We start from the raw sequence: 23261 nt of genomic DNA, 5'->3' as shown, positions 1-23261 counted from the left end.
TAATTATTTGTATTCCTTTTCTCCTGCACTATACTTGCTAGTATGCTCGGAAGCATTTAGATTTCTTCTTCCGCTAATGAAATACCAGTCCTTTCGCTCTAAATTTTCGATCCTTCTGCTAAGCGTAGTTTTCAACAAAGCCGTTCGTAGTATTTGATTATTAATGGAGTTGTAGGAAACCGGTAAAGTCAAAGTTCTTTTATTGTTAAATAAAATTTTTGTATTGGCTGCGTCTTCACGGCGGTGTAAAAGGACATGCTCTTGAGATATCCATATGCATTGAGAGTTAGTCGGAGATGTCGTTGGAAAAAAATAAATGGAGTTTGTGGAGTCTACTGTGATGGGTGCTTTGTGGGTAATTCCTGTAAGTTGTTTAGTCGCCTCTTTCCTGCCCTCATAACTGCTCCCGAAGGAAATACACCCTTTCTTTATTATATCAATAGGTTTAAATGGTGAAACATATTCATCCTCCAGCTCCCAAATTTGCGAGTAAACTTTGCTGCCATATGTTAAAGGCATAATAATCATTGTGTCTGGATTAATTTCATATTCTTCAATCAAAGGGGGAGTTATTATTTTTACCATTACCTCATCTCCTCAAAAGTTATATTCCATCAACCATACCAGATTATTACCAAATAAACTCACTTTCTTCAAAAAGTTCTTAAATTGTTCATAATTTTCATATTCATAAATATTTTTAGAAAATTTATATAAATTAAGTGAATAAAAAGGAGGAACCCCATATAATAGTAAAAAGCGTTGAGGTGATTTTCGTGAATGAAAAATCATACACAGAGCTGATGAAAAAAAACGCCATGAAAAGGAAAAAGTTGAAGGAATCCTATGTTTTAGATCTTTATATTGACATGTTGCTATCAGAAGTGCTGCTGACAAAGGAAAAAAAGCATCTCATGGAAGAAATTGACCATTCCCTTGATGAAGGCAATAAACCGGCATTTATTCATTTATCAAAGAAGTATATTGAGCTGACAAAGCGATTTGGCACATAATTCTAGAATCTCCCGAAATTACGGGAGATTTATTTAATTTGTAAAAAAGTGATCTGGAATCAGATATTTAATCTAAAATGGTTCCGTAAAAAATTCATGGTGAGGGTTTTTGATGTGGATACTTCTAGACACGTTTCATGGACGCTTCATGGTGAGGGTTTTTCATACGGATGCTCCGGAACGTGTACCATGAACGCTTTATAGTGAGCGTTTCTCATACGGCGCTCCGAAACGCGAGTCATGAACCCTTCATAGTGAGCATTTCTCGTACGGGCGCTCCAAGACGCGAGTCACATCTACTCTAAGTTTAAGATATTAAAAGGCAGATACCAAATTAGTTAGGCTTCCTAATTAAATATTCTAATTTGATTTCCTTAAAATTACAAAGTTTAAAATTGTCATTCGAGTTAAAGAAAGCACTAGTAAGAAAAGTTCGAGTCATATTTTTGTAGACAGGCTTTTCAATGAATGAAATAATTTGAATTATAAGATAAAGGAAATTTTAAAAAAATCTAAATTCTTTTAAGAGAAAAAGTGGTTAAGGATGCTAGAAGGAGTGGAAAAAAGATGAAGTATAATTTTGACGAAATAATTGATCGTAAAGGGACAAATGCAATGAACACGGACGGCTTTAGAGAATATATTTTTAAAGCACCAAAAGACATGGTTTTCCCTTATAAAGATGATGAATTTATTCGTATGTGGGTAGCTGATATGGAGTTTGCTGCTCCTCCTGAAATTATCGAAGCGGTCAAAGAGCGAGTGGATAAGCGGATTTTTGGTTATAGCAAGGTATTTGATCCAAACTATTATCTTGCTTTCTCCAATTGGACGAAACAGCATTACAACTGGACCTTCGAACAAGAGCACTTGGTGACTTCGCCTGGAATTATACCTGCTTTGTATGAGTTGGTTGAATATATCTGCAAACCAGACGAGAAGGTTTTAATTGTTACCCCGTCTTATGCCTATTTCAAACATGCTGCGGATTTCAGTAATATTGAATTAGTAACCTCTGATCTAGTGAATCAACAGGGTTATTACACGATGGATTTTGATGATTTAGAAGCAAAAGCGAGAGATGAAAAAGTAACATTATGCATTTTCTGTAATCCCCACAATCCATCTGGTCGTGTGTGGACTCCAGAAGAGTTAAAGAAATTTGGCGACATTTGCCTTGAAAATAATTTGTGGATTATTTCGGATGAAATTCATTGCGATTTGCTTAGAAATGGAGTTGTTCATACCCCACTGGCAAAAGTCTTCCCGCAAACAGATAGGATTATCACTTGCATGGCAACAAGCAAAACCTTTAATTTGGCTGGGTTAATGTTCTCGAACGTCATCATTCCTAATGATGAAATCAGAGCGGTGTGGAAGGCCCGCCACTACGATTTTGAAAACCCGCTGAGCATTGCAGCAACGCAGGCTGCCTACGAGCACGGTCATGAATGGCTAAAACAATTAAAAAACTATCTAGATGACAATTTTGCTTTTACCAAACAATATTTAGAACATCATTTACCTGAAGCTGAGTTTCGGATTCCTGAGGCCACTTATCTGGCATGGGTGAATATTAAATCCTATCTGCCCAACGAAGAAAACTTGCCATTATACTTTGCCAACAACGCTGGAGTGCTTCTAGAAGGAGGAAATATGTTTGTCGACAATTCAGATGGCTATATTCGCCTTAATCTGGCATGTCCAAGATCCGTATTGGCAGAGGGACTAAAAAGAATTTGTGAAGTGTTGAAAAAGGAAAGCGGAATGAAATCAGATTGCTTGGTGGGCCAAGATTAATAGATTATGTTCCCATTTTTTATAGAAAAAAATAAAAGAAAAATAACCATCAAATGTTGTTAAATCAACTTTTGATGGTTATTGTTTGTTTTAAATAAGAAAGTAATACCTGGATTGTTCATTAAAACTTAGGATAGTTAATTTAAAGATGATCAACTAAGTTCAGAAAGATTCGCAGCAACCATAGATATGTCTAACTAACCTGTTGGAACTTAAACAGGAATACTTGAAATGCAAAGGAATTTTACAATCGAATCTGTTTTATTCATCCAATTGTGGGGAGTTGTTGAATCTAGGAAAATACAATCAAAGGGATTCAGATCATATTCCTCTTTGTCAAAAAGGATAGTAAGTTTCCCTTCTAAAACGTAAAGAAATTCTTGCCCCGAGTGTGAATAAGAATCCTCTCTATTAGCGCCTGGATTAAGCAAGACTAAAATAGGATTAAATAGTGGATTTTCAATGTTTCCCACTAAATCCCTATAAAAAAATTGGCTATGTAAGGTGTTCGTCTTATTAATTATGTTTCTCATAACAGTTGGTGTAGCTTTCCTATCAGAATCTGAAAAGAAGTAGCTCGGATTGACTCCAAGTGCTTCAGAAATTTTTTTCAATGATTCAAGCGTTATGGATGATTTTGAGCGTTCCACTTGAGATAAAAAGCTGATTGAAAGATTAGTTTGATCGGCTATTTGTTTTAATGTTAACTTTCGCTCTTTTCGTAAACTCTTTATTTTTACTCCAATTAAATCGTTCACTTCCCCACTCCTTGTCAAACATTAATCAAGCTTGCCATTCTGGAAAAATTATTTACTAAGATGTTATATTAAAATTTCATTCGTTTTTCATTCAAAATAAAATTAATATATCTAAATGGTGAATTTGTTGATTTTAGGTCGAAGAAAGTATAATAAAATTCCTTACAATTAGATTTGGTAATCTTGTCCAACTTTCTAATCAAAAGGAGCATAACACAAAAGCTAAAATTTATGAACTCTATTAACTGTAATTGATTAATAGAAATTTAGTAAATAAATATATGCCATAAACAAATAGTTCTATTAAATTTTGCACTGAAGTGGCACTTAAATAGTATGTAATTACAGATGAAGAAAAGAGATATTTTTATAAAAAAATATTCAAAAAATTACGTTTACAACGAAAATTCAGTGTGTTATTATCTTAAATAATTGAAGTGGTACTTCAATAAAGATTCTTTTAATCAAGTAATCTATTTCAAAAAAATTAATTATTTAAGGAGAATGACGATGAATTTTCATGGTATTTTGGTTCCTTTGGTTACCCCTTTTAATAGTGATAAAAGTTTGGATGTAGAAACCTTAAAACAATTGACTAACAGATTTATTGATAAAGGTGTTGCTGGCTTGGTGGTGTGTGGCACCACTGGCGAATATTACACATTAAACGAAGCAGAGCGTGAAACCGTTTTAAAAACCGTGGCAGAAGTCGCCAAAGGTCGTGTAACATTGATTGCCGGTATCAATGATTTATCAACCGAAGGGGCAGTAAACCGTGCCAAGCAAGCTAAAGAGTTGGGCTATGAGGGTTTAATGCTTTCACCCACTCCTTATAGCCTGCCTGATCAAAATGGTGTGATTGCGCATTACGAAACTGTAGCATCAGCAACGGATTTACCTATTATCATGTACAACTTTCCTGCTCGCATTGGCATTGAAATTGAGTATGACACAGTGGTGCATTTGGCAAAGAATCCAAATATTGTCGCTATTAAAGAGAGCAGTGGTGACTTTAGCCGGGCTTTACGCTTACTACAAACCCCATTTGAGAATTTTGAAGTGATTTGCGGTTGTGATGATCAACCCGTAGACTTTTTCTTCTGGGGTTCGAAAAGCTGGATTGCTGGTGCAGGTAATGTGTTTCCAGAAGAGCAAGTCGCCATGTTCAATGCTGCGCAAGCTGGTGACTGGGACAAGGCAAAACAAATTATGTGCGAGATTTACCCTGCGATTCATTCAATGGAGTCTGGTAACTACAACCAAAAGGCAAAATTAGGCTGCCTAAAAGGTGAAATCAATGTTGGTACGGTACGCCTGCCTTTATCTGAATTATCTGAAGGGGAAAAAGCAGAATTCTTGGCTTTCTTTAAATAATCATTGGAGGAGAGACAAATGACCGTAACAAAAGAACAAGTCTTTGCCCTCGCCAAAGAAGGCAAACTATGGGCAGGTAACTTAATTGATGGTTTTACGAGCGCTGCAGGAAAATTAGAAAACCGCACCCCTATCGACAACAGTTTAATTGGCTATATCGCTGATGGGGATGCACAGGATGTGGATGCGGCTGTTAAGGTAGCGAGAGACACATTTGAAGCTGGGATTTGGAGTCAATTATCCCCTAGTGAGCGTAAAAAAGTGATGATTCGCTGGGCACAGTTGCTAGAAGAACACAGCGAAGAATTAGCTGCCTTGGATTGCGTGGATGCTGGTAAACCTATTACCGAATGTTTAAATACCGACATGCCAGCAACAATCGATACATTTTATTGGTACGCCGAAGCGATTGATAAACTATTTGGCAAAGTCGCTCCTACGGGTAAAGATGCCTTGGGCTTGATCGTCACGGAACCGATTGGCGTGGTTGGTGCGGTATTGCCTTGGAACTTCCCAGCGCAAATGTTTGCTTGGAAAGTGGCACCTGCTTTGGCCGCTGGTAATTCTGTGATTGTGAAACCTGCCGAATTAACTTCACTGAGCGCTTTCCGTATGATTGAACTTGCTTATGAAGCGGGTGTACCAAAAGGCGCTTTAAGCATGGTGTGTGGTTTGGGCGAAAAAGTAGGTGAACCATTGGGTCGGCACATGGATGTTGATATCGTTTCATTCACTGGTTCAACTGAAGTGGGCCGATATTTCCTGAAATACTCAGCAGAAAGTAACCTTAAAGATATTGTCTTAGAGTGCGGTGGCAAAAGCCCGCAAGTGGTATTTGAAGATGCTGACTTGGATGCGGCTGTTCCACAAATTCTATCTGCCGCCTTCTGGAATATGAGTGAAAACTGCAGCTGCGGTTCACGACTTATTGTACAAGAATCCATTAAAGAGGCATTATTAGAAAAATTAAAGTCTGGCTTAACAAGCTGGAAAGTAGGTAACCCCATGGATGAGTCGGTTGCCATTGGCCCCATGGTTGAAGAAGCACACTTTAATAAAGTGAAAGCGTTCTTGGACATAACTCTTCAAGAAGGTGGTCGCTTAGTAGCTGGCGGCAACATTCACAGTGATGTGGGTAGTGGCTGGTACATCGAACCTACTATTTTTGACAATGTAACTGCCAATATGACCTTGTTTCAAAATGAAGTCTTTGGTCCTATTTTAGCGGTTAGCACGTTTGAAACGGAAGAAGAAGCCATAGCTCTTGCCAATAACACCTCTTACGGTTTGGCTGCTTCTTTTTATAGTCAAAATGTAAACCGGACGATGCGCGTGGCACGTGCCATTAAAGCAGGAACCATTTCTGTAAATGGCTTTAGCGAGGGCGATATCACCACACCGTTTGGTGGCTTTAAACAATCTGGCTTCGGTGGCAAAGACAACGGCTTAGAAGCATTTGAACAATATGTGCAAACAAAAGTGATTTGGTACGTTAATTCATAAAAAATCTGAGTTGACATAATTGGGGGAGTAAATATGGCGAAAACAGAAAATAAGCAGTTAAAAAAAGTTGTTGCTGCATCTATGGTTGGATCTGTAGCTGAATGGTATGAGTTTTTCTTATATGGTACCGCATCTGCCCTCGTTTTTGGTGAATTGTTTTTCCAACAAACTGGAAGCGCTATTGACGGCATCCTAGCAGCATTTGCTCTCTATGCAGTAGGCTTTTTAGCTAGACCTATTGGGGGACTTGTTTTTGGTCATTTTGGTGATAAAATTGGGCGTAAAACATTATTACAGGTCAGTTTGATTATTGTTGGAATTACGACCTTCTTAATGGGATGTCTTCCAACATTCAATAGTATTGGTTATTGGGCTCCTGTTTTACTCGTTACTTTACGTTTAATTCAAGGTTTTGCTTTTGGCGGAGAATGGGGAGGAGCTGTTCTTTTAGTATCTGAGCACAGCCCTAGTAATAGACGTGGTTATTGGGCAAGTTGGCCGCAGACAGGCGTGCCATTAGGAAATTTATTAGCAACAATTATCCTCTTAATTGCATCTAAAAGCTTAAGCCCCGAGCAATTTATGGATTGGGGTTGGCGCGTAGCATTTTGGTTCTCCGCAGTTGTCGTACTAATTGGTATTTGGATTCGTAAAAGTGTTGATGATGCCCCTGTTTTCAAAGAGGCACAAGAAAAACAAGCTAAATTAGAAAAACAACAATTAGGTATTATAGAAGTGTTGAAAGACCATAAAAAGGCTATTATTGCTGGTATTGGAGCTCGTTTTGCAGAAAACATCTTATACTATATAGTTGTAACTTTCTCCATTAGTTATTTAAAACTTGTCGTCGGTAAAGATACGACACAAATTTTAATATTAATGTTTGGTGCCCATGCTATTCACTTTTTCTTTATTCCATTAATGGGACACTTAAGCGATGTTTGGGGACGTAAGCCAATCTATATTACAGGAGCCATTTTAACCGCATTTTGGGGATTTATTGGATTTCCAATGATGGATACAGGAAATGATTGGTTAATTATGTCTGCCATTACGATTGGTTTATTCATACAATCGATGACGTATGCACCATACTCATCATTAATGACAGAGTTATTTCCAACTCACATCAGATATACAGCTTTGTCTTTGTGTTATCAAGTAGCACCAATTTTAGCAGGATCATTGGCTCCATTAATTTCATTAAGTCTCCTAACTAAATTTAATAGCTCCATCCCAATTTCAATTTATTTAGTCGCATCAAGTATCATTTCTATTTCATGTATCATGTTAGTAAAAGAAACAAAAGGAAAGTCACTCACTTTTGATAAAGCAGGATAAATATTTTCGCCAGCTTTACACATTTGTTGGTATTAAAGTCTTTGAAAAATTTATCAATAATTAAGAAGTAACCAAACATGTATGTTAAAAAAAAGTAGCCTTTCTTTGGAGAGGCGCTTTTTTGTTTATTATGTGGGAGCAGATCTGCGTAAAACCTTGTGAAAAATAAAAGTTCTGATTGCAATTTTTTTAAAACCGATTAATTGAAAAGTAAAAGGTTTGATATTGCCTCAAGACAATCTGTATATATTTTGTTGACGTGGTATCGAGTTCTTGATTATTCAATTTCGGAAACGGTAATGCTTTTTATACAAATAGATCAGGAGCTACTTTACATGTAAAAATGATATAATATATTTAAAATTATTAGTATGAATCGGAGGTGCATGTCAATGCAGAAAATCAAAATCGGGAATTATTTATCTTTCACATGAATAATGAAGAAATAAGGGTAATTGAAAGCCATTATATAGCTAATATAAGGATTGGGGGATTCCATTGTTAAAAACAATTAATCAAAACTTTATTGATGAATTAGTATTAACTGCTGTATCCAAGAAACACATTTTCGGTGCTGTATTATGTGTTGAAAAGGGAGATGACTCGTTATCCCTAATCAGTGCTGCTGGAACCCTAACTACAAATCGGCCCTATTTCATCGCTAGCGTAACAAAATTATATGTAACGGCTGTTTTGCTAAAATTAAGATCAGAAAATTTTCTCCAACTTCATGATAAAATCTCCAAATATTTACCTAATGATATCCTACACGAACTCCACATGCTTAAAGGTATAGATTACTCCAAGGGAATAACAATTCAACATTTAATGTCCAATACATCGGGAATTCCTGATTATTTTACTGGTGATGTGATTGCCGAATTAACAACAGGAAACGATCAAAGCTGGGGCTTTGAAAAAACTATAGCAAGTGCAAAACAGAAAAAACCGAAATTTATCCCTGGAAAAAGAGCTCATTATTCTGATACCAATTATCAGCTTTTAGGGAAAATCATTGAAACAATTACGGAAAAAGATATTCATACAGTATTCAAGGAGGTTATTTTTGATGAACTAACATTAGAGAGAACATACCTTTTTGAAGAACTTAACGATGTAAAGCCAGCACCTTTCTATTTTAAAGATAAGAAACTGCATTTGCCTTTATACATGTCTTCTATAGGACCAGAGGGAGGTATTGTATCGACGGCTAGAGAATCTATGATTTTTTTAAAGGCATTTATAAATGGTCACTTTTTTCCTAAAGAATATTTCAATGAGCTAAGAAATTGGAGGATTCTTTTTGGCCCAGGATTATTTTTTTATGGTGTTGGGATTGCAAGTCAGCCCATATCTTTTAAACAATTTAAGGAGGGTTTAATTGGACATTGGGGCCAAACAGGTGCTTTTTCGTTTTACCATCCAAAGACTGATCTTTACTTTACAGGAACCGTTAATCAGTTTTATGGGCATAGAATTGCAGCAAAGATGATGTTGGATGTCATCAAGATGTATAAAACACAGAGTTGATGTTGTTCTATATTCCAAAATTAGGGCGCCTATCTTGAATAAGAAGGGCGTTCTTTTTGAATGGGGCTAAATAATAGAAGAATCTCAAGAAAAAATTGATTAGTAATGGTTACATAATTAGCCACAGAAGACCAATATGGGTTTTCTGCTTTTTTATTGGACCGAGTATCTACTCGTGTAACTCTAGCATTCATTACTTAAAAAGGTGGTTTAATAGATTTAAATCTAATGGTAAAAATATATAAACAAATTTTCAACCGATAATAGACGTAGTATACTAATCATTGAAATTTATTGAAAGTCGAGGATTACCATGATAAAGAAGCTGACAGAACTTTTGCGACCTACTAACCTTCTAGTAATCATTATCTTAATTGTTTTTCCAATCATTCCGATGACATTTATTAGGGCGCTAAATCTAGAAATAGCTGAACCAGATACGTTAGCCTATTTTGGTTCCATTTTAGGAGGAATTTTAACACTAGTTGGGGTGTCTTTAACGATAAGACATTCTGATAATTCATATAAGAAGGCGTTTGAAAAAACCTTAGAAAGTGAATTTATTCAATCCTTTCCTCAAAAAATTGAAGCCATTAATAATGTGAAAATTGAAAGTGAGAAATTCCTTTCTGAATTTAAATCTATGATTGGTCCGGTTATTGAACACCCTGAAGCAGCAGGGATAAACTCTGAAACACTTAAGGAGTTAAAAAATACTTATAGCCTTAAACTTTTACCAGTGGCAGCAAGATTAGACGGTCATGTCTATGTTGAGGTGATCCATTATTTAGAGGAAATCGATCATTTTAATGATTTTATTCTTGATAAAGATCGGTATATCGAACGTAATGGTCTTGATATGTATAAGGAAGAATTTAAAGTAAAGTATGCACAGGCTTGCCTTAAAATAAGTCGTTCCATCGAATTTTTTGATGAATATCAAAAATCAATGGGGGATTATTTTACAAAGATCACAAAAGATACGAATCTTTGGAAGCATAACCCCATGCTTGGTCATCGACAAAGTAAAAGAAACCTTTATGAAAAGCTATTTCAGAGAGTCCGTTCATTTAAGAGAGAAAAATTTAAGATTACAGTTGCTCATAATCAAACCTCTCTTGAAAATCCTTATCATTTAGGGATGCAGAAATTTAAAGAAGCAGTCGAAACAGCATCAAATGAAACGCTTCAAGTTGAAATTCACCCTGGGACACTAGGAACAAATGAAGTTGAATTATTGACCAAGCTTCAAAAAGGAGCCATTGATGTCATTGTGGTTTCACCAAATGTGGTATCAAGGATAGGGATTAATGAACTTGATCTTTTGGCTTTACCTTATCTTTTTGACAGTTATGAGCATTGGGAGAGAGCGGTTGATGGGAAAGTTGGACGGTACATTTCTTCTCTAATTAAAAGAAAGTCAAATAATCGGTTACACGTTTTAGGTTACTTGTCAGCAGGTGTAAGACATTACTATGGAAAGAAACCTATTGTTGGATTAGATGATTTAAAAGGAATGACCGTACGAACACAAACAACAGGTGTTGCGGCGGACTATTTAACAAAAATCGGTGCCATTACGACCTCTATGGTTTGGGGTGAAATCTACCAAGGACTCCAACAAAAAACGATTGACTTTGCAGAGAATGCATATCCTTACTTTGTTGAACAGAACCATCATAAAACGGATAATGGAAAATATATCACGGAGACGGGTCACGATTATACAACTCGCTTTTTGTTAATGAATGGTAAGAAATATTCGGCTTTATCAAGACAACAGAAAAAAGTTCTTATGGAAGCAGTAAAGGTAGCTGTTGAAGAGGAAAGACAAGCATTATATGATCAGGAAGCAGTGTACAAGGAAATCGCTTTACAAGATGGAGCAGAAATTTACCAAATTGATCCTCAGCCTTTTAAACAAATTGTGGAGCCTATCCAGCAAATGTTAGCAAAGGATATTGAAACAGAGAATCTGTTAAAAACGATTAAGGAATTAAAACAGATTAGTTAAGCCAAAGGGAAAATCTCTGTTTTTTTGGAATTTGGGTATGGTAAACGCAAGCACCTTATACACTCTAGACATGTGGAGTGCTGTTCACTGCCTGTAAGAAAAGAATAATACGAGATGTAACAGTGAGAAAAGCCTTTCCATTTGGAAAGGCTTTAGTTTTTGTAAATATAAAACGGTTCCCAATTTCTACGTTGCCAGAGTGAGGATTGAAATATTAAGAGTTAAGTACAGCCAACGCAGCTAGTCTTTCTTATGGTTTATATTTCAGTAAGAGTGCTATTTGCTCTAAGATTAATTTTTTAGAATAAGTCAATAAGGAATAAAACTGTAGGAAATAGGATTCATCATCTATGTATTTATAAATATTTTTATATTTTGAGTGGCTGCTTTTGTATTTGTGTTTGAAAAGCGGATGGAAGAAAAGTATTTGGGCTGATAGGCAAGTTACCAAAACCAGCTTCAGGTAATAAGTTACTTGTATAAGCCGGAGGAGGGAGAAAATGGGTAGACGAATAAAACATACTTCACGTGATGTAGAGGAGTTAGCAAGGCTCATGCTGGCGGAAGGGATCGGTGAAGGACCCAAAGGGATGAGCATGGTAGGAACGGTTGTGTCCAATCGAGTCGAAGCTGACTGTGCTCCTGACTTCAGAGGGTTGCGCAATATCAGACATGCGATTTATCAAACTATACCTGGGACTGGAATTCCTCATTTCGAGCCAGTCTTAAATGGAACATTGTATACACAACGTCCCAAAGATGCTGACCTCCAAAGGGCTAGGAATTTGTTGCATGGTTATAGGGAACCTCGGTCTAGAATGAATTTGTGGTTTTTTAACCCCAGTCCGGGAAAAAAATTCCGAGCTCCTTGTTCCGCCACGATGCCAAGATCCCCCAATACGAAGTTCGATCATGCCTACAGGAATCATTGCTTCTATGTGGCTGTACCAGGCTACTGTGAAGAGTTTTATAGATAAATTAAAAAGGAGCTGATCTTCATGACATGTGGAAACTCTAGTTATTATCCAGTGAGTTATTATCCTGGTTATTATCCAGATTCTATGATGCGTAGCAGTGGCACACAATCTGCTGGCTTCCCGATGGCTATGCCAGCTGGACCCTCATATTCTGTACCAACGGTCCCATTAGGTACTGCACAGCAACTTCTCGGAGGTGCGATGGAAGAATCATTTATCGAAAATATTTTACGCTTCAACAAAGGTAAGATTGGTACATTCTACTTTACTTACCAAGGTAACAACCAATGGAATGCGATGGTTTACCATGGACGTGTAGAAACGGCAGGTCGAGACCACCTAATCATCAGCGACCCGAAAAGCGGTAAACGCTACCTGCTGATGATGGCCAATCTCGACTGGGTGGAATTCGGGGAAAGAATTAATTATCCTTCCCCGACAATCACTCCGGAAGTTCAGGCGTCCCTGACTCAAACGGACTGAGTTTGTAGAAGGTAAAAACCCGCTTACTTCCTTTTTGGAAAATGAGCGGGTTTTTAGTTCTAACACAGATAGATTGTAAATTTAGGAATAAATTGAAGTGAACTTTTTCGCTGGTACCATTAAAGGTCATACAGTTGATAAGTTCGGTCTGTATGCTTGGATTTAAGAGGAAGAGAGTCAGAGAATCTCTATGTATGTTTTCAAAATAAAAGACTCTAACCCATGTAAGATTAGAGTCTCTGTATTTTATTTATCTATTTGGATTTTGATTGTAATTGGTTCAACGTCCATTTTAACGTTTAATGCGGCATATGATCCGACTTTGTCAATTCTGCCCCAGAACCCTTCCGTGTTGTTTGTTTTTCTAAAGGTAAATTTGAAGCCAATTCCTTTTTTGTCGTCTTCCATGTCAAACCAAATGGCTTCTGCTTTTTGGGCCTCATTATCGATGAGATCTTCAGTTAGCACTTTTTTTAATACTTGTGCACCGAAGATATCGGTCGCCATTGGATTTTTGCTATAGTATTCGATCCCTTTTGTCGTTTCGTGCATTTTATTAAGCTCGAACGTACCAGCAGATACGTTGAACCGGTCGCCTTTTTCCAAGTAGTGCATCGTTACATTGTTCATCGCAAAGCGCTTACCCTTAGGCGTTTTCGCATCCTGCAAATCGATGATTAATAAGCCGCTCTCACCAACAACTTCTATACTGTCATCCGAGCCATAGTATACCATGGCGGAATTTTCATCAATTCCAAAGCCATAACGTGTTTTATTATATTGGGTTGCCACTAGCAAACGTCCAAAACGACCCCGTTCGAGAAAATGCTGGTCAACAATTCCGTGTGGAAAAAATCCGAAACCGGTAGTTAGATACAGTTGATCGTTATCTACCTCTTGATCAGAGTGTTTAAGAAGATGAACTCCTTCCGTTAAGGCACTGACGCTCGTTCCATTCGCAATCATCGGATTGCTCATAATCGCAGCACCTGCACTTGAACCGCCAAGAACCGCGCCGTTTTCATATATTTTTCGAATGGCTTGTAATACGACTGTATCTTCTCCATCTGATGTCATTAACGTTTTAACATGTCGTAATTGATCACCGCCCACAAACCAAATCGCGTCAACTTCTTCTATTTTTTTTGCTATCTCGGCACTATTTCCGTTATCCTTCCACGCAGATTCATCCACGTCCTTTGTCGAAGGATCATCTATTACTGCGATGGGTGCCGTATAAATATTCGCTGCGGAAACACCGTAGTGAATGAAATCCTCTTTATATGCATTAGCACTTCCAATCGGTTCAGCACTAGACGCAGGAATAATCGCAATCTCAATATCTTCTAGAGACTTCCCTTTATATTGTTGGGCTAAAGTTAAGTATTTCTTGTAAACTGCCTCATTATCTGAATCCAGGGCACCACCAACAATGACGAGTGAACCAGCATTCTTAGTTACATTTTTATTATTCTGAGCTGCTTCTACATTAAATGATGATATCGTTAAGGCAAACACTGTTAACACAAGAACGCAAATAATGGATAATTTCCTCAACCTTAATCCCTCCAATTTTTTATTCAAATGTACCTTTAACAATCGGCACTTTGTTTTCAACCATCACTTTCCCTTTGGCGATGACAGTGTCAATGTCTAGAGTCTCTTTATCTAGTAAAACAATGTCAGCATCTGTTCCTTCTTCAATGCGACCCTTGTTCGAAAGCTTAAGAACATTTGCAGGGTTTAATGTAATAACTTGCAGGGCTGTTTCTAATGAAATTCCATCATTGATGACGGCATCTCGCGCCTCCATATATAAGGAGGAAACTTTTCCAACTTGAAGACCAATTAATTCTCCATTTTCGTTAAAAGTAGGCAGACTGCCTTGGCCATCAGACGAAAAAGTAATATTCTCAAGCGGCACACCGGCATCAAGCATCCGCTTCAACCCTTCGCTACACTTCACTTCTCCTTCTTCAAAAAACTGTGGAACGGAACTCGTCGTAAAATCAACGTAACCACCGTTTTTGGCATACTCAATCCCAGCCAGGAATAAATCTTCATTCCGGTTAATATGGGTTGGGTGAAAGTGGGAAATAGGAATATTCGTCTTTTCAATGACTTCCTCAAGCAAAGAGAGCTTATCTGCCCCATCGCCGAGATGAATCTCAACAAGGCCGGCCTTACCTGCTAAAATCCCGCCATTTCGGGCTGCGGTAGCAATTCTTGCAATTTCCTCAGCCGTTGGTTCCGATGACCGATGATCGGCGATGGCAATTTCGCCAATCCCGATAATTTTGTCAATAAAAATGAGATCTTCCTCGATTTTGCCTGTGATCGTTCTTACTGGCAACTGATACGAACCTGAATGAATAAAGCATGTCACGCCTTCTTCTTCTAAGCCGTTCGCTTTCGCAAGCAGGCTTTCCATTCGTCTCGTTGTCCCATCCGTACCAAGAAGGCCGACGACCGTCGTAATGCCTGCAGTGGTTAAATCAGTTAACATCAACTCCGGCGTCCGGGTTTTGAAGCCACCTTCGCCCCCGCCTCCGATGATATGAACATGGGCATCGATAAATCCAGGGACAACGATTTTGTCCGAAGCATCAATAACCGTAATGGGAACAAAATTATCAGGTTGTTCAATGAATTCTCTTACATAACCGATTTTACTATCAACTAGCAATATATCTTTCTTGCCTAAATAATAAGGTGCATACACTTCCCCATTTTTAATTAAAGTAAGCACTATATTCCCCTCCTACGTTACACTCTAGATGTGCTTTTTTTAAAACGGACCATAATTGATTAAATGTGCGACAACCACTGCAATTAAGCCAATTACAAATTGGATTATCACTAACGGTAAAACCCACTTTGCCCATTTCGTCCACGGAATCCCAGCGATTGCTAACCCAGCCATTAAAGTACCGGCAGTTGGGAAAATAATATTTCCGATCCCATCAGCAAATGAGAAGGATAGAACAGCAGTCTGTCTTGTAATATCAAGCAAATCAGCGAGCGGTGTCATAATAGGCATTGTTAACATCGCATGTCCGCTTCCAGATGCTAAAATAAAGTGAATCACCGTTTGGAAACTATACATACCCATAACACTGATCGTTCCCGGAACATGACTAATCGCTTCCGATATACCGTACAGCATCGGATCGACGATATTCCCTTGGTTTAAGACAACTAACGTCGCCCGCGATACCCCGATAATTAACGCACCGGTTATTAAAGCAGCGGACCCGCTCATAAAGTTTTTCACAAGATTATCAACAGAAAGTTTGCCAATGATGCCTATAACGATCGTTAAAATAATAAATAAAGCCGCAATCTCAGAAAGGTACCACTCATATTTGATTACTCCGTATGCTAGAACGACATAAGCTGATAGAAATGCTCCAAGAATTAATTTATGTTTTGTTGTCAATTGCACATTTGATTTCAGCAGCTCGTCGGCAGCTGTTTTGTCGTAATTGCCGTAAAAACCTAATTCAGGGTTTCGTTTTACCTTCATTGCATAACGATAAACAAAAATCACAGAAACAAGGTAAACAATAACAAACAAGATTAAGCGTAATCCAATCCCTGAGAATAATGGAAGTTCTGCAATTCCTTGAGCAATTCCCACTGTAAATGGATTCATAACAGCCGTTGTAAAACCAGCAGCTGCACCAAGGAGCACAATGGCCATCCCTGTGATCGTGTCAAAACCAAGGGCGATGGCAAGCGGAATTAATAAAGGTATATAAGCTAGCCCCTCCTCGGCCATCCCCATTAATGATCCTCCAGCAGCAAAAAACAGCATCATTATTGGGATTAACAGCTTTTCCCGTTTCGCTAGTTTTTTCGCCATTGTGGCAATTAAGACATCAATGGTTCCAGTCGCCTTGAATACACCAAAAAATCCCCCAATGATTAAAACAAAGAAAATAATACCGCCGGCTTCCACCATCCCTTTATGAATGGCTTTCACCATATCGAATGGGTTTACTGGTGAAGATTCCGTCCATTGAAATGAACCTGGCTCAACGACGGTTCTGCCATCTACCTCTACTCGGTTATACTCCCCAGCTGGCAAAACCCACGTTAAAATCATCGCTACGACAACTACTCCGAATAGTAACGCAAAGGCATTGATTTGCACCGGCTTCTTTTTAGGCGCGGCTGCCGGTTCTACAATCTTGTTCAATTGACTCATTAATCCATCTCCTTTTTAGAATTTTAATGAATGACACTGAATTTACTTGCAATTATTGTGCCAATTCAGGGGGGGGCGAATTCTGAAAATTTAAATCATTAAGGGCTTTATATTGGTTCTTATTGGTTCCTTTTGGTACAATAAAAGAACCAGATTCACGTAAAAGGAGGCCGCTACTATCAAACAATCACTTACGTTAATTGCAGGCAGCAGGCAGACAAAACAAGTTTTGCATGAACAGCTGCAACAGTTATTGGGAGATTACGTCCAAATTGAGATTTACTCCACTGATGAAGGGCTACCCACCCAACTGACCGATGATTTCTTTTTATTCTCATCAGAGGTGACAAAGCTAGAATCGCAAGAGGTGTGTCAGATTACCGGCAAAGAAATGATGGTCGGAAAGCGGACAATTCATCACCGATTCATCGACCAGCTATTAAAAATACCAGTACATTCTGATGTTCTAGTTGTCAATGATGACGATTCAGCAACGATTGAAGTGATAGAATCGCTTTATCAGCTGGGTATTGATCATTTACGGTTCATCCCATACAAGAAGGACCAAATTTTTTATAAAAATATCGATATCGCCATATCTCCCGGAGAAACCCATCTTTGTCCGCCCTCTATTAATAATGTCATTGATATTGGAGTTCGGCTGTTTGATATGGCCACGATTTTAAAAGTAGTAGAATACTTTTGTTTAGGGGAAAAAATCTCATCATTGATTTCAGAAAGATATATTCGTAACATAATTGATTTACAACGAGAGCTATCATTCGCGGAACAAAATGCAAAACAAATGAAGCAGCATATTCAAAACGTGGTTAACACTGTCGATGACGGCATTATTGCGATTAATAAACAGCATCGGGTTACTGTTTTTAATCGGCGCTTAGGGGCCTTGTTTCATCTTCCTGTTGATGACGCCATCAATAAGCAATTGGAGGAAGTGATCATCCAACAAGATCTTATCGACTTTATCTTACATAGTAATGAAGAAAGTAAATTTTTTACGATTTACGGTGTGGATCTTGTCATTTTCCGTCATCAAATGGAAACGGAAAATACAATCGTGGCGACTTTTAAAAGTATTCATCAAGCGTTTGAGGTTGAAAAAATGGCGCAGAGGGAATTGAAAAACAAAGGATTTTATGCAAAATACCACTTTGATGATATCGTTGGCGACCACCCGCTCCTCAAAGAAACGAAACAAATCGCCAAAAAGCTGGCCCTCTCCGAGCATCCGGTTTTAATTCAAGGGGAAACAGGGACGGGAAAAGAATTATTCGCCCACTCGATCCATCTTCATTCCATGCGAAAAAACGGACCATTTATCGCCATCAATTGCAGTGCTTTAACCGAAAATCTACTTGAAAGCGAATTGTTTGGCTACGAGGAAGGAGCTTTTACTGGTGCGCAAAAAGGTGGGAAAAAGGGGTTGTTCGAATTAGCGGATAATGGAACAATTTTTTTGGATGAAGTAGGCGATATTAGTCTCGCAGTTCAATCTCATTTATTACGGGTCCTTCAGGAGAAAGAATTGCGGCGAATCGGCGGGAGGAAAGTCATTCCTATAAATGTCCGGGTCATCGCGGCCACAAATAAGGATATTCAACTAAAATTGGAAGAAGGCTCATTTCGTTCTGATTTATTTTACCGCTTGAACGTTCTTACGCTTTCTGTTCCACCGCTTCGAGATCGAAAAACGGATATCCCGTTATTGGTCAAACATTTTATTACGAAAAGCGGAAAATGGGTCAAGGTTGAAGAAAATCTCCCAGAACAGCTGCAAAAACACGAATGGTTAGGTAATATCCGTGAATTAAAAAGCACGATTGACTACATGCTCACCATCTGTGATGGAAATAAGATTGAACTGAAAGATATTCCTTACAACCGCATTCAAAAAAATAGGAAGCAAGAGATAGTAACGAGCTATCCAATTCCTAACAATTTAATGGAAATATATGAATATAAGTTTATCCTCGAAACGATTAAACATTGTAATGATAATGGTAATCCGGCAAGCCGACAGCATATTTCAATGGTTAGCGAGGAAACCGGTTCTTTTTTATCGCCGCAGCAAGTTCGCAGACGATTGGATTACCTCGAAACAAAAGGCTTCATTACGAAAGGCCGGGGAAGATCCGGGACAAAAATTACCACTAACGGGGTAGAGTATTTACAACAGCTGGAATTACATGCAACATAACAACAGCCGATAAACTTAAGTTTTCTTTATATTAACCGACACTGAAAAAGCGGTTGAGGCGACAAGGGGGATTTTGTCACTTCAACCGGTTTTAGTTTAATTGGGAGGTACCCTCCATATGAAGTGCTCGGTAATAAAATTTTACGTTGGGGGTCAGACGGCATTTTTTATGGCGGCAATCCTTTCTTCCCACAATACCCTTCAATAAAACCGACTAAATCCCTATCCTCGATTAGTCAGAATAATCCGATAATACCATTTCGTTTAAATACTCTTCCAACTATACTAGTAATGTAATTGAAAAAAATGATAGTTTGGGAGGTAATGTGTTGAAAAAATTATGGATGTCTTTTGTCGTAGTAATGTTCTTTGTGTCAGCTCTGTTAACATCTCAAGCAAATGCAGCTGACACCGTTCCTGGAGGTCCATCAACAAATGGAAACACGAGTATGGACAGTATGATTACATACGATGACATGATTAAAGAACTGAAGAAAATCGAACACACGAGTAAAGGGAAAGTAGAAGTATTCACGTTAGATGAATACGGAAAGAGTGAGCAGAACCGAAGCTTCTACGTAGCTAAAGTGGGTACAGGCCCAATTAAAATTTGGGTACAAGCTCAAATTCACGGAGATGAAAAATTAACAACGGATGCCGTATTAGAATTATTGAAAACTTTTGGTAGTAGCGGATCCAAAGATATTGAAAAGATCTTAAAAGAAACAACTATTTATGCAATCCCTATGTATAATCCGGATGGAAGCATCATGAACACACGAACAACTGCACTTCATGATGAAAATGGACAACCTAAAGTAGACAACAGAGGTCGTACCATGACGATTGATTTAAATCGTGATTGGGCAGCAAACGGGTTTCAAGCAAAAGAATCACTTGTTTTCTACAAATACTGGGCAGATGTAAAGCCAGATTTCGCTGTGGATCTTCACCATCAAGGATTTAAAACAGTTTACGGAACAAATGAATCAACATCCATGTCTCTTGGAGTTTCATTAGCACCAAATGGACCGACTTTACCAGGTATTAAAGACGGCTTATACAATGACCTTACACGCCAAATGAACGTCTATGTATACGATGCATTAAAAGATTACGGGTATATGCATATTGATCGTTACCAAACCGGCAGTGGTGATAAGAGATACGAGATTGACATCAAAGGCGGAGTTGTTTCCGCTATGATGATGGGCCTAAACTACAACAATATCAATCCAACTAATCACAGCAACCCAGCCATCTTCTTTGAAACGAAAGGAAATACAAGAGATGGAAATCTAGGCCAAAAATCAAACGGGTATTTAATCAAACAAAATTATCTTGGATTAAAAGCCTTACTTTACGGCTTAGCCACAGGTGAAGTACAAAAGGTTAATCCAAACCGTTGGGAACAAGAGATTCCTGCTTACCCGTTAGCTGGATATCAAACAGATTCTGGTATTGTTCCGGTGAGTTATTAAAAAAATGACAAAGCCCCATAGGGAGTAATCCTGTATGGGGCTTTGTTGTTTATTTTAGTTTCTTTAGTTATAAACAGAAATGTATCAAAAAAGGAAATCCTCCTCTAATACTCTCGTATAGTTTATAGAAATCACTTCCAAAGGGGGATTCGTAAGAAATAAAGTGGTTGCAAAAGATGCTAAATTTCATTAAGCCACGCGTCATGATAGAAATGAATAATTAGTGCCTGTCCCCCAGCAAAGTAATGCTTTAATACACCGAGGGTCAGGTGCCTTTTTAAGGTTTGAGTATGGGTGAGTATATTGAATTTTAATCTTTATATTTCCTCATTGCTTTCTTCGCTTCTTTTAAGTCTATTTTAGCGTTATATCCATGCTTTTGAAGAAAGTGTAATAAGTTATTTCCATTTAGTAACGTGATAGGCTTATCTTTAGAAAAATTGTATGTATCGGGTCCGTTATCAGCAGTGGTGACTAATATTCCTTTTGTTGTACCCTCATTCATAACTGTACCATATAAGTCCCTTACTGCCGAAACCCCTACAACATTTGTATATCTTTTTGCTTGAATGACGATCTTGCCACCACCAATCGGGTCAGGGGCATATGCCACTGCATCTACACCCCATCTCTACTTGCTTGAATAATTTTTACTTCTCCACCTGTCTGATTAAACTCTTTTTCAAATAATTCTCTTATTAAGTGTTCGAAGTCTTCCCAATCCATTGCTGCTAGATTAACAGTTTCATCTAATGAATCAACAACATTATATGAAGCTGTAAATCTAGAATCTTCTTGATTAATTTGGATTCTCGGGGCTATCGGGAGCCCATTCATTATACACCTAATGCCTTTATTTACCGTAAATTTTAGTTATTGAAAATAATAGCTTTAGATAAGGTACCAGACCCCTACTACGATAATGCTTAAAACCCAGGGGACATGCACCATTTTTGCAGGTTGCACTAAAATTCACAAATACGAAAATGAAATCTAATCGTACAATTTTATCAATTATAGTTATTAAATGGTACAATACTTATAGTAAAATATTGGATAAATTATAAAAAAATTCATAGGGAGGGTTTTTTATGAGGGCTTTCTTATCTCATAGTAGTAAGGATAAAGAACATTACGTTAGTAAGATTGCAAATAAGCTAGGTAAAGATAGGGTGGTTTATGACGCTCTAACTTTTGAAGAGGGATTAAAATCAATAGAAGAAATTGATAGGGGGCTAGATGTAAGTGATATTTTTGTAGTTTTTTTATCTGAGAACTCTATTAAATCTGATTGGGTACAATATGAACTATTCAGAGCAAATGAACTTCTTAATGACGATTCAAAATTAAAAAGAATTTATCCGATTATTATAGATTCAAGGATTAAGCATGACGATTCAAGAATCCCTAAATGGCTACAAGAAAATAATTTAAAAGTTGTTCTTAGTTCAAATAAGGCGGCCAACCTAATTTTACAAAGATTAAGGGAACTAAGTTATGTGGAACATCCTACCTTGGAAGAAAAGGATAATATTTTTGTTGGTAGAAATGAAATAATGGACAAGTTTGAACTTAGGATCAATGATTTCGAGAAAAATATTCCATTTGCAATTTTTGCATCGGGATTTTCAAAAATTGGACGAAAAAAGGTAATTTTTCATTCATTGATTAAATCAGATGCTATAAGATCGAGTTATAGACCACCAATTATTAAGTTAGATTCTCATGAAAGTATAGAAGATTTTATCCTAAAATTAGATGATTTAGGGTTAACTGACAGTATTGATAGGGTAGGTCTTCTAAGAAAAACTGTTGAGGAAAAAGTGCAAATTACTACAAGTTTACTTATACAATTGAAAGAAGAAAACCAGAGGTTATTCATTGAGGATAATGGTTGTATTATTAATCATACTCGTGATATTGTTGATTGGTTTAAACTAATATATGATAAGTTAAAAGATTTAAATTACATAGTTCTAGGCATTGCATCAAGGTACCGAGTTTTTGAACATTATTTATTTCGCTTTGATAATATCTTGTTCTCTCATATACCAGAATTAAATAAAAAAGAGAGAGCAATATTAATGTATAGGTACTTGCAATTTGAAAACGTAAATCTCTCAACAGACGACATTAGATATTTTGCAGATCTTTTAAGCGGGTTTCCTGAACAAGCATATTATGCTGTTAAACTAATAAAAGAATTGGGAGTACCTGTTTCTAAAAGAAATACAAATCTAATTATAGAATTTAATACAGAAAGAGTAATAAAATTGATAAACGAATATGATGGTAATCAAAAGGCAAAGGATATTCTGGCTTTATTAACTGAATATGGAACGATAGGGTATAATACTTTTTTTGATATTGTAGGAAATGATGATGAAAATAACGGTATTTTACAAGAGTTCTTTGCCAAGGGAATTTGTGAGACTTTTGGAATTAATAAAGAATATATTAGGTTAAATGATATAATTTATGACTATTTAATTAGGATGGGATTGAAAATTCCTGAAGAGTATAGATTAAAAATAGTAGAAAGCTTAGAAAGTTTTATTA

The 23261-nt window shown here is 37.3% G+C and carries 19 protein-coding genes; 12 read left to right on the top strand and 7 right to left on the bottom strand.

The genetic code is table 11. From position 1 onward, the window contains the following. Positions 1-3: 3 nt before the first annotated feature. On the bottom strand, positions 4-585 hold the full coding sequence (locus tag V7122_RS06715) for a competence protein ComK (protein ID WP_335526110.1): 582 nt from the start codon (positions 583-585) through the stop codon (positions 4-6). A 191-nt stretch (positions 586-776) separates the two neighbouring features. On the opposite strand from V7122_RS06715, the gene V7122_RS06710 reads away from it, so the two are divergent. Beyond that, positions 777-1013: an IDEAL domain-containing protein gene (locus V7122_RS06710; protein WP_335354663.1), complete on the top strand. Its 237-nt coding sequence runs from the start codon at positions 777-779 to the stop codon at positions 1011-1013. 567 nt (positions 1014-1580) lie between these two features. Beyond that, a complete protein-coding gene (locus V7122_RS06705; protein WP_335526109.1) occupies positions 1581-2813 on the top strand; it encodes a MalY/PatB family protein in 1233 nt (410 codons plus the stop codon). Positions 2814-3025: 212 nt separating this feature from the next. Here the strand turns inward: V7122_RS06705 and V7122_RS06700 are convergent, their stop codons facing one another. Continuing rightward, positions 3026-3571 (bottom strand): helix-turn-helix domain-containing protein, encoded by a 546-nt coding sequence (locus V7122_RS06700; RefSeq protein ID WP_335526108.1) that lies wholly within the window; start codon positions 3569-3571, stop codon positions 3026-3028. A 510-nt stretch (positions 3572-4081) separates the two neighbouring features. On the opposite strand from V7122_RS06700, the gene dapA reads away from it, so the two are divergent. The 7 genes from dapA (at position 4082) to gerQ (ending at position 12793) form a co-directional block, all read left to right on the top strand. Then, the gene (gene dapA / locus V7122_RS06695) at positions 4082-4945 is read left to right on the top strand and encodes a 4-hydroxy-tetrahydrodipicolinate synthase (RefSeq protein WP_335526107.1); all 864 of its coding nucleotides are present in this window, start codon (positions 4082-4084) and stop codon (positions 4943-4945) included. Positions 4946-4963: 18 nt separating this feature from the next. Then, the gene (locus V7122_RS06690) at positions 4964-6448 is read left to right on the top strand and encodes an aldehyde dehydrogenase (protein WP_335526106.1); all 1485 of its coding nucleotides are present in this window, start codon (positions 4964-4966) and stop codon (positions 6446-6448) included. 33 nt (positions 6449-6481) lie between these two features. Beyond that, a complete protein-coding gene (gene abaF, locus V7122_RS06685; RefSeq protein ID WP_335346210.1) occupies positions 6482-7789 on the top strand; it encodes a fosfomycin efflux MFS transporter AbaF in 1308 nt (435 codons plus the stop codon). 498 nt (positions 7790-8287) lie between these two features. Continuing rightward, positions 8288-9319 (top strand): serine hydrolase domain-containing protein, encoded by a 1032-nt coding sequence (locus V7122_RS06680; protein ID WP_335526105.1) that lies wholly within the window; start codon positions 8288-8290, stop codon positions 9317-9319. A 313-nt stretch (positions 9320-9632) separates the two neighbouring features. Then, positions 9633-11333 (top strand): TRAP transporter substrate-binding protein, encoded by a 1701-nt coding sequence (locus V7122_RS06675; protein ID WP_335526104.1) that lies wholly within the window; start codon positions 9633-9635, stop codon positions 11331-11333. A gap of 500 nt (positions 11334-11833) precedes the next feature. After that, positions 11834-12310 carry a cell wall hydrolase gene (locus V7122_RS06670; protein ID WP_335526103.1) on the top strand — a complete coding sequence of 159 codons (477 nt, stop codon included), beginning with the start codon at positions 11834-11836 and terminating at the stop codon, positions 12308-12310. 21 nt (positions 12311-12331) lie between these two features. Then, the gene (gene gerQ / locus V7122_RS06665) at positions 12332-12793 is read left to right on the top strand and encodes a spore coat protein GerQ (protein ID WP_335526102.1); all 462 of its coding nucleotides are present in this window, start codon (positions 12332-12334) and stop codon (positions 12791-12793) included. A gap of 246 nt (positions 12794-13039) precedes the next feature. On the opposite strand, the gene V7122_RS06660 is transcribed toward gerQ, so the two are convergent. From V7122_RS06660 to V7122_RS06650, 3 genes are read right to left on the bottom strand one after another with little or no spacing between them, the layout of a single operon-like run. Then, positions 13040-14350, bottom strand: coding sequence for a cyanophycinase (locus tag V7122_RS06660; RefSeq protein ID WP_335526101.1), 1311 nt, complete (start codon positions 14348-14350; stop codon positions 13040-13042). 19 nt (positions 14351-14369) lie between these two features. After that, complete coding sequence (gene iadA, locus V7122_RS06655) at positions 14370-15542, bottom strand: beta-aspartyl-peptidase (RefSeq protein WP_335526100.1); 1173 nt, start codon at positions 15540-15542, stop codon at positions 14370-14372. Positions 15543-15581: 39 nt separating this feature from the next. Next, positions 15582-17003 (bottom strand): YfcC family protein, encoded by a 1422-nt coding sequence (locus V7122_RS06650; protein ID WP_335353974.1) that lies wholly within the window; start codon positions 17001-17003, stop codon positions 15582-15584. Positions 17004-17181: 178 nt separating this feature from the next. Between V7122_RS06650 and V7122_RS06645 the strand changes: the two genes are divergently transcribed. Both V7122_RS06645 and V7122_RS06640 read left to right on the top strand, forming a co-directional pair. Next, the gene (locus tag V7122_RS06645; RefSeq protein ID WP_335353980.1) at positions 17182-19221 is read left to right on the top strand and encodes a sigma-54 interaction domain-containing protein; all 2040 of its coding nucleotides are present in this window, start codon (positions 17182-17184) and stop codon (positions 19219-19221) included. Positions 19222-19550: 329 nt separating this feature from the next. Then, on the top strand, positions 19551-20702 hold the full coding sequence (locus V7122_RS06640) for a M14 family zinc carboxypeptidase (RefSeq protein ID WP_335353973.1): 1152 nt from the start codon (positions 19551-19553) through the stop codon (positions 20700-20702). Between the two features lie 310 nt (positions 20703-21012). On the opposite strand, the gene V7122_RS06635 is transcribed toward V7122_RS06640, so the two are convergent. Together V7122_RS06635 and V7122_RS06630 are read right to left on the bottom strand one after the other, a co-directional pair. Further along, entirely contained in the window at positions 21013-21315 is a 303-nt protein-coding gene (locus tag V7122_RS06635; RefSeq protein ID WP_335353972.1) for a restriction endonuclease, read from the bottom strand. A 5-nt stretch (positions 21316-21320) separates the two neighbouring features. Next, entirely contained in the window at positions 21321-21539 is a 219-nt protein-coding gene (locus V7122_RS06630) for a hypothetical protein (protein WP_335353971.1), read from the bottom strand. 254 nt (positions 21540-21793) lie between these two features. On the opposite strand from V7122_RS06630, the gene V7122_RS06625 reads away from it, so the two are divergent. Then, positions 21794-23261 (top strand): toll/interleukin-1 receptor domain-containing protein (locus V7122_RS06625; protein WP_335526099.1); only part of this gene is annotated, 1468 nt, incomplete at its 3' end.

It is taken from the genome of Bacillus sp. JJ1532, assembly GCF_036965085.1.
In the GTDB taxonomy this organism is placed as follows: domain Bacteria; phylum Bacillota; class Bacilli; order Bacillales; family Cytobacillaceae; genus Cytobacillus.
This window is presented reverse-complemented; position numbering and strand designations above follow the sequence as displayed.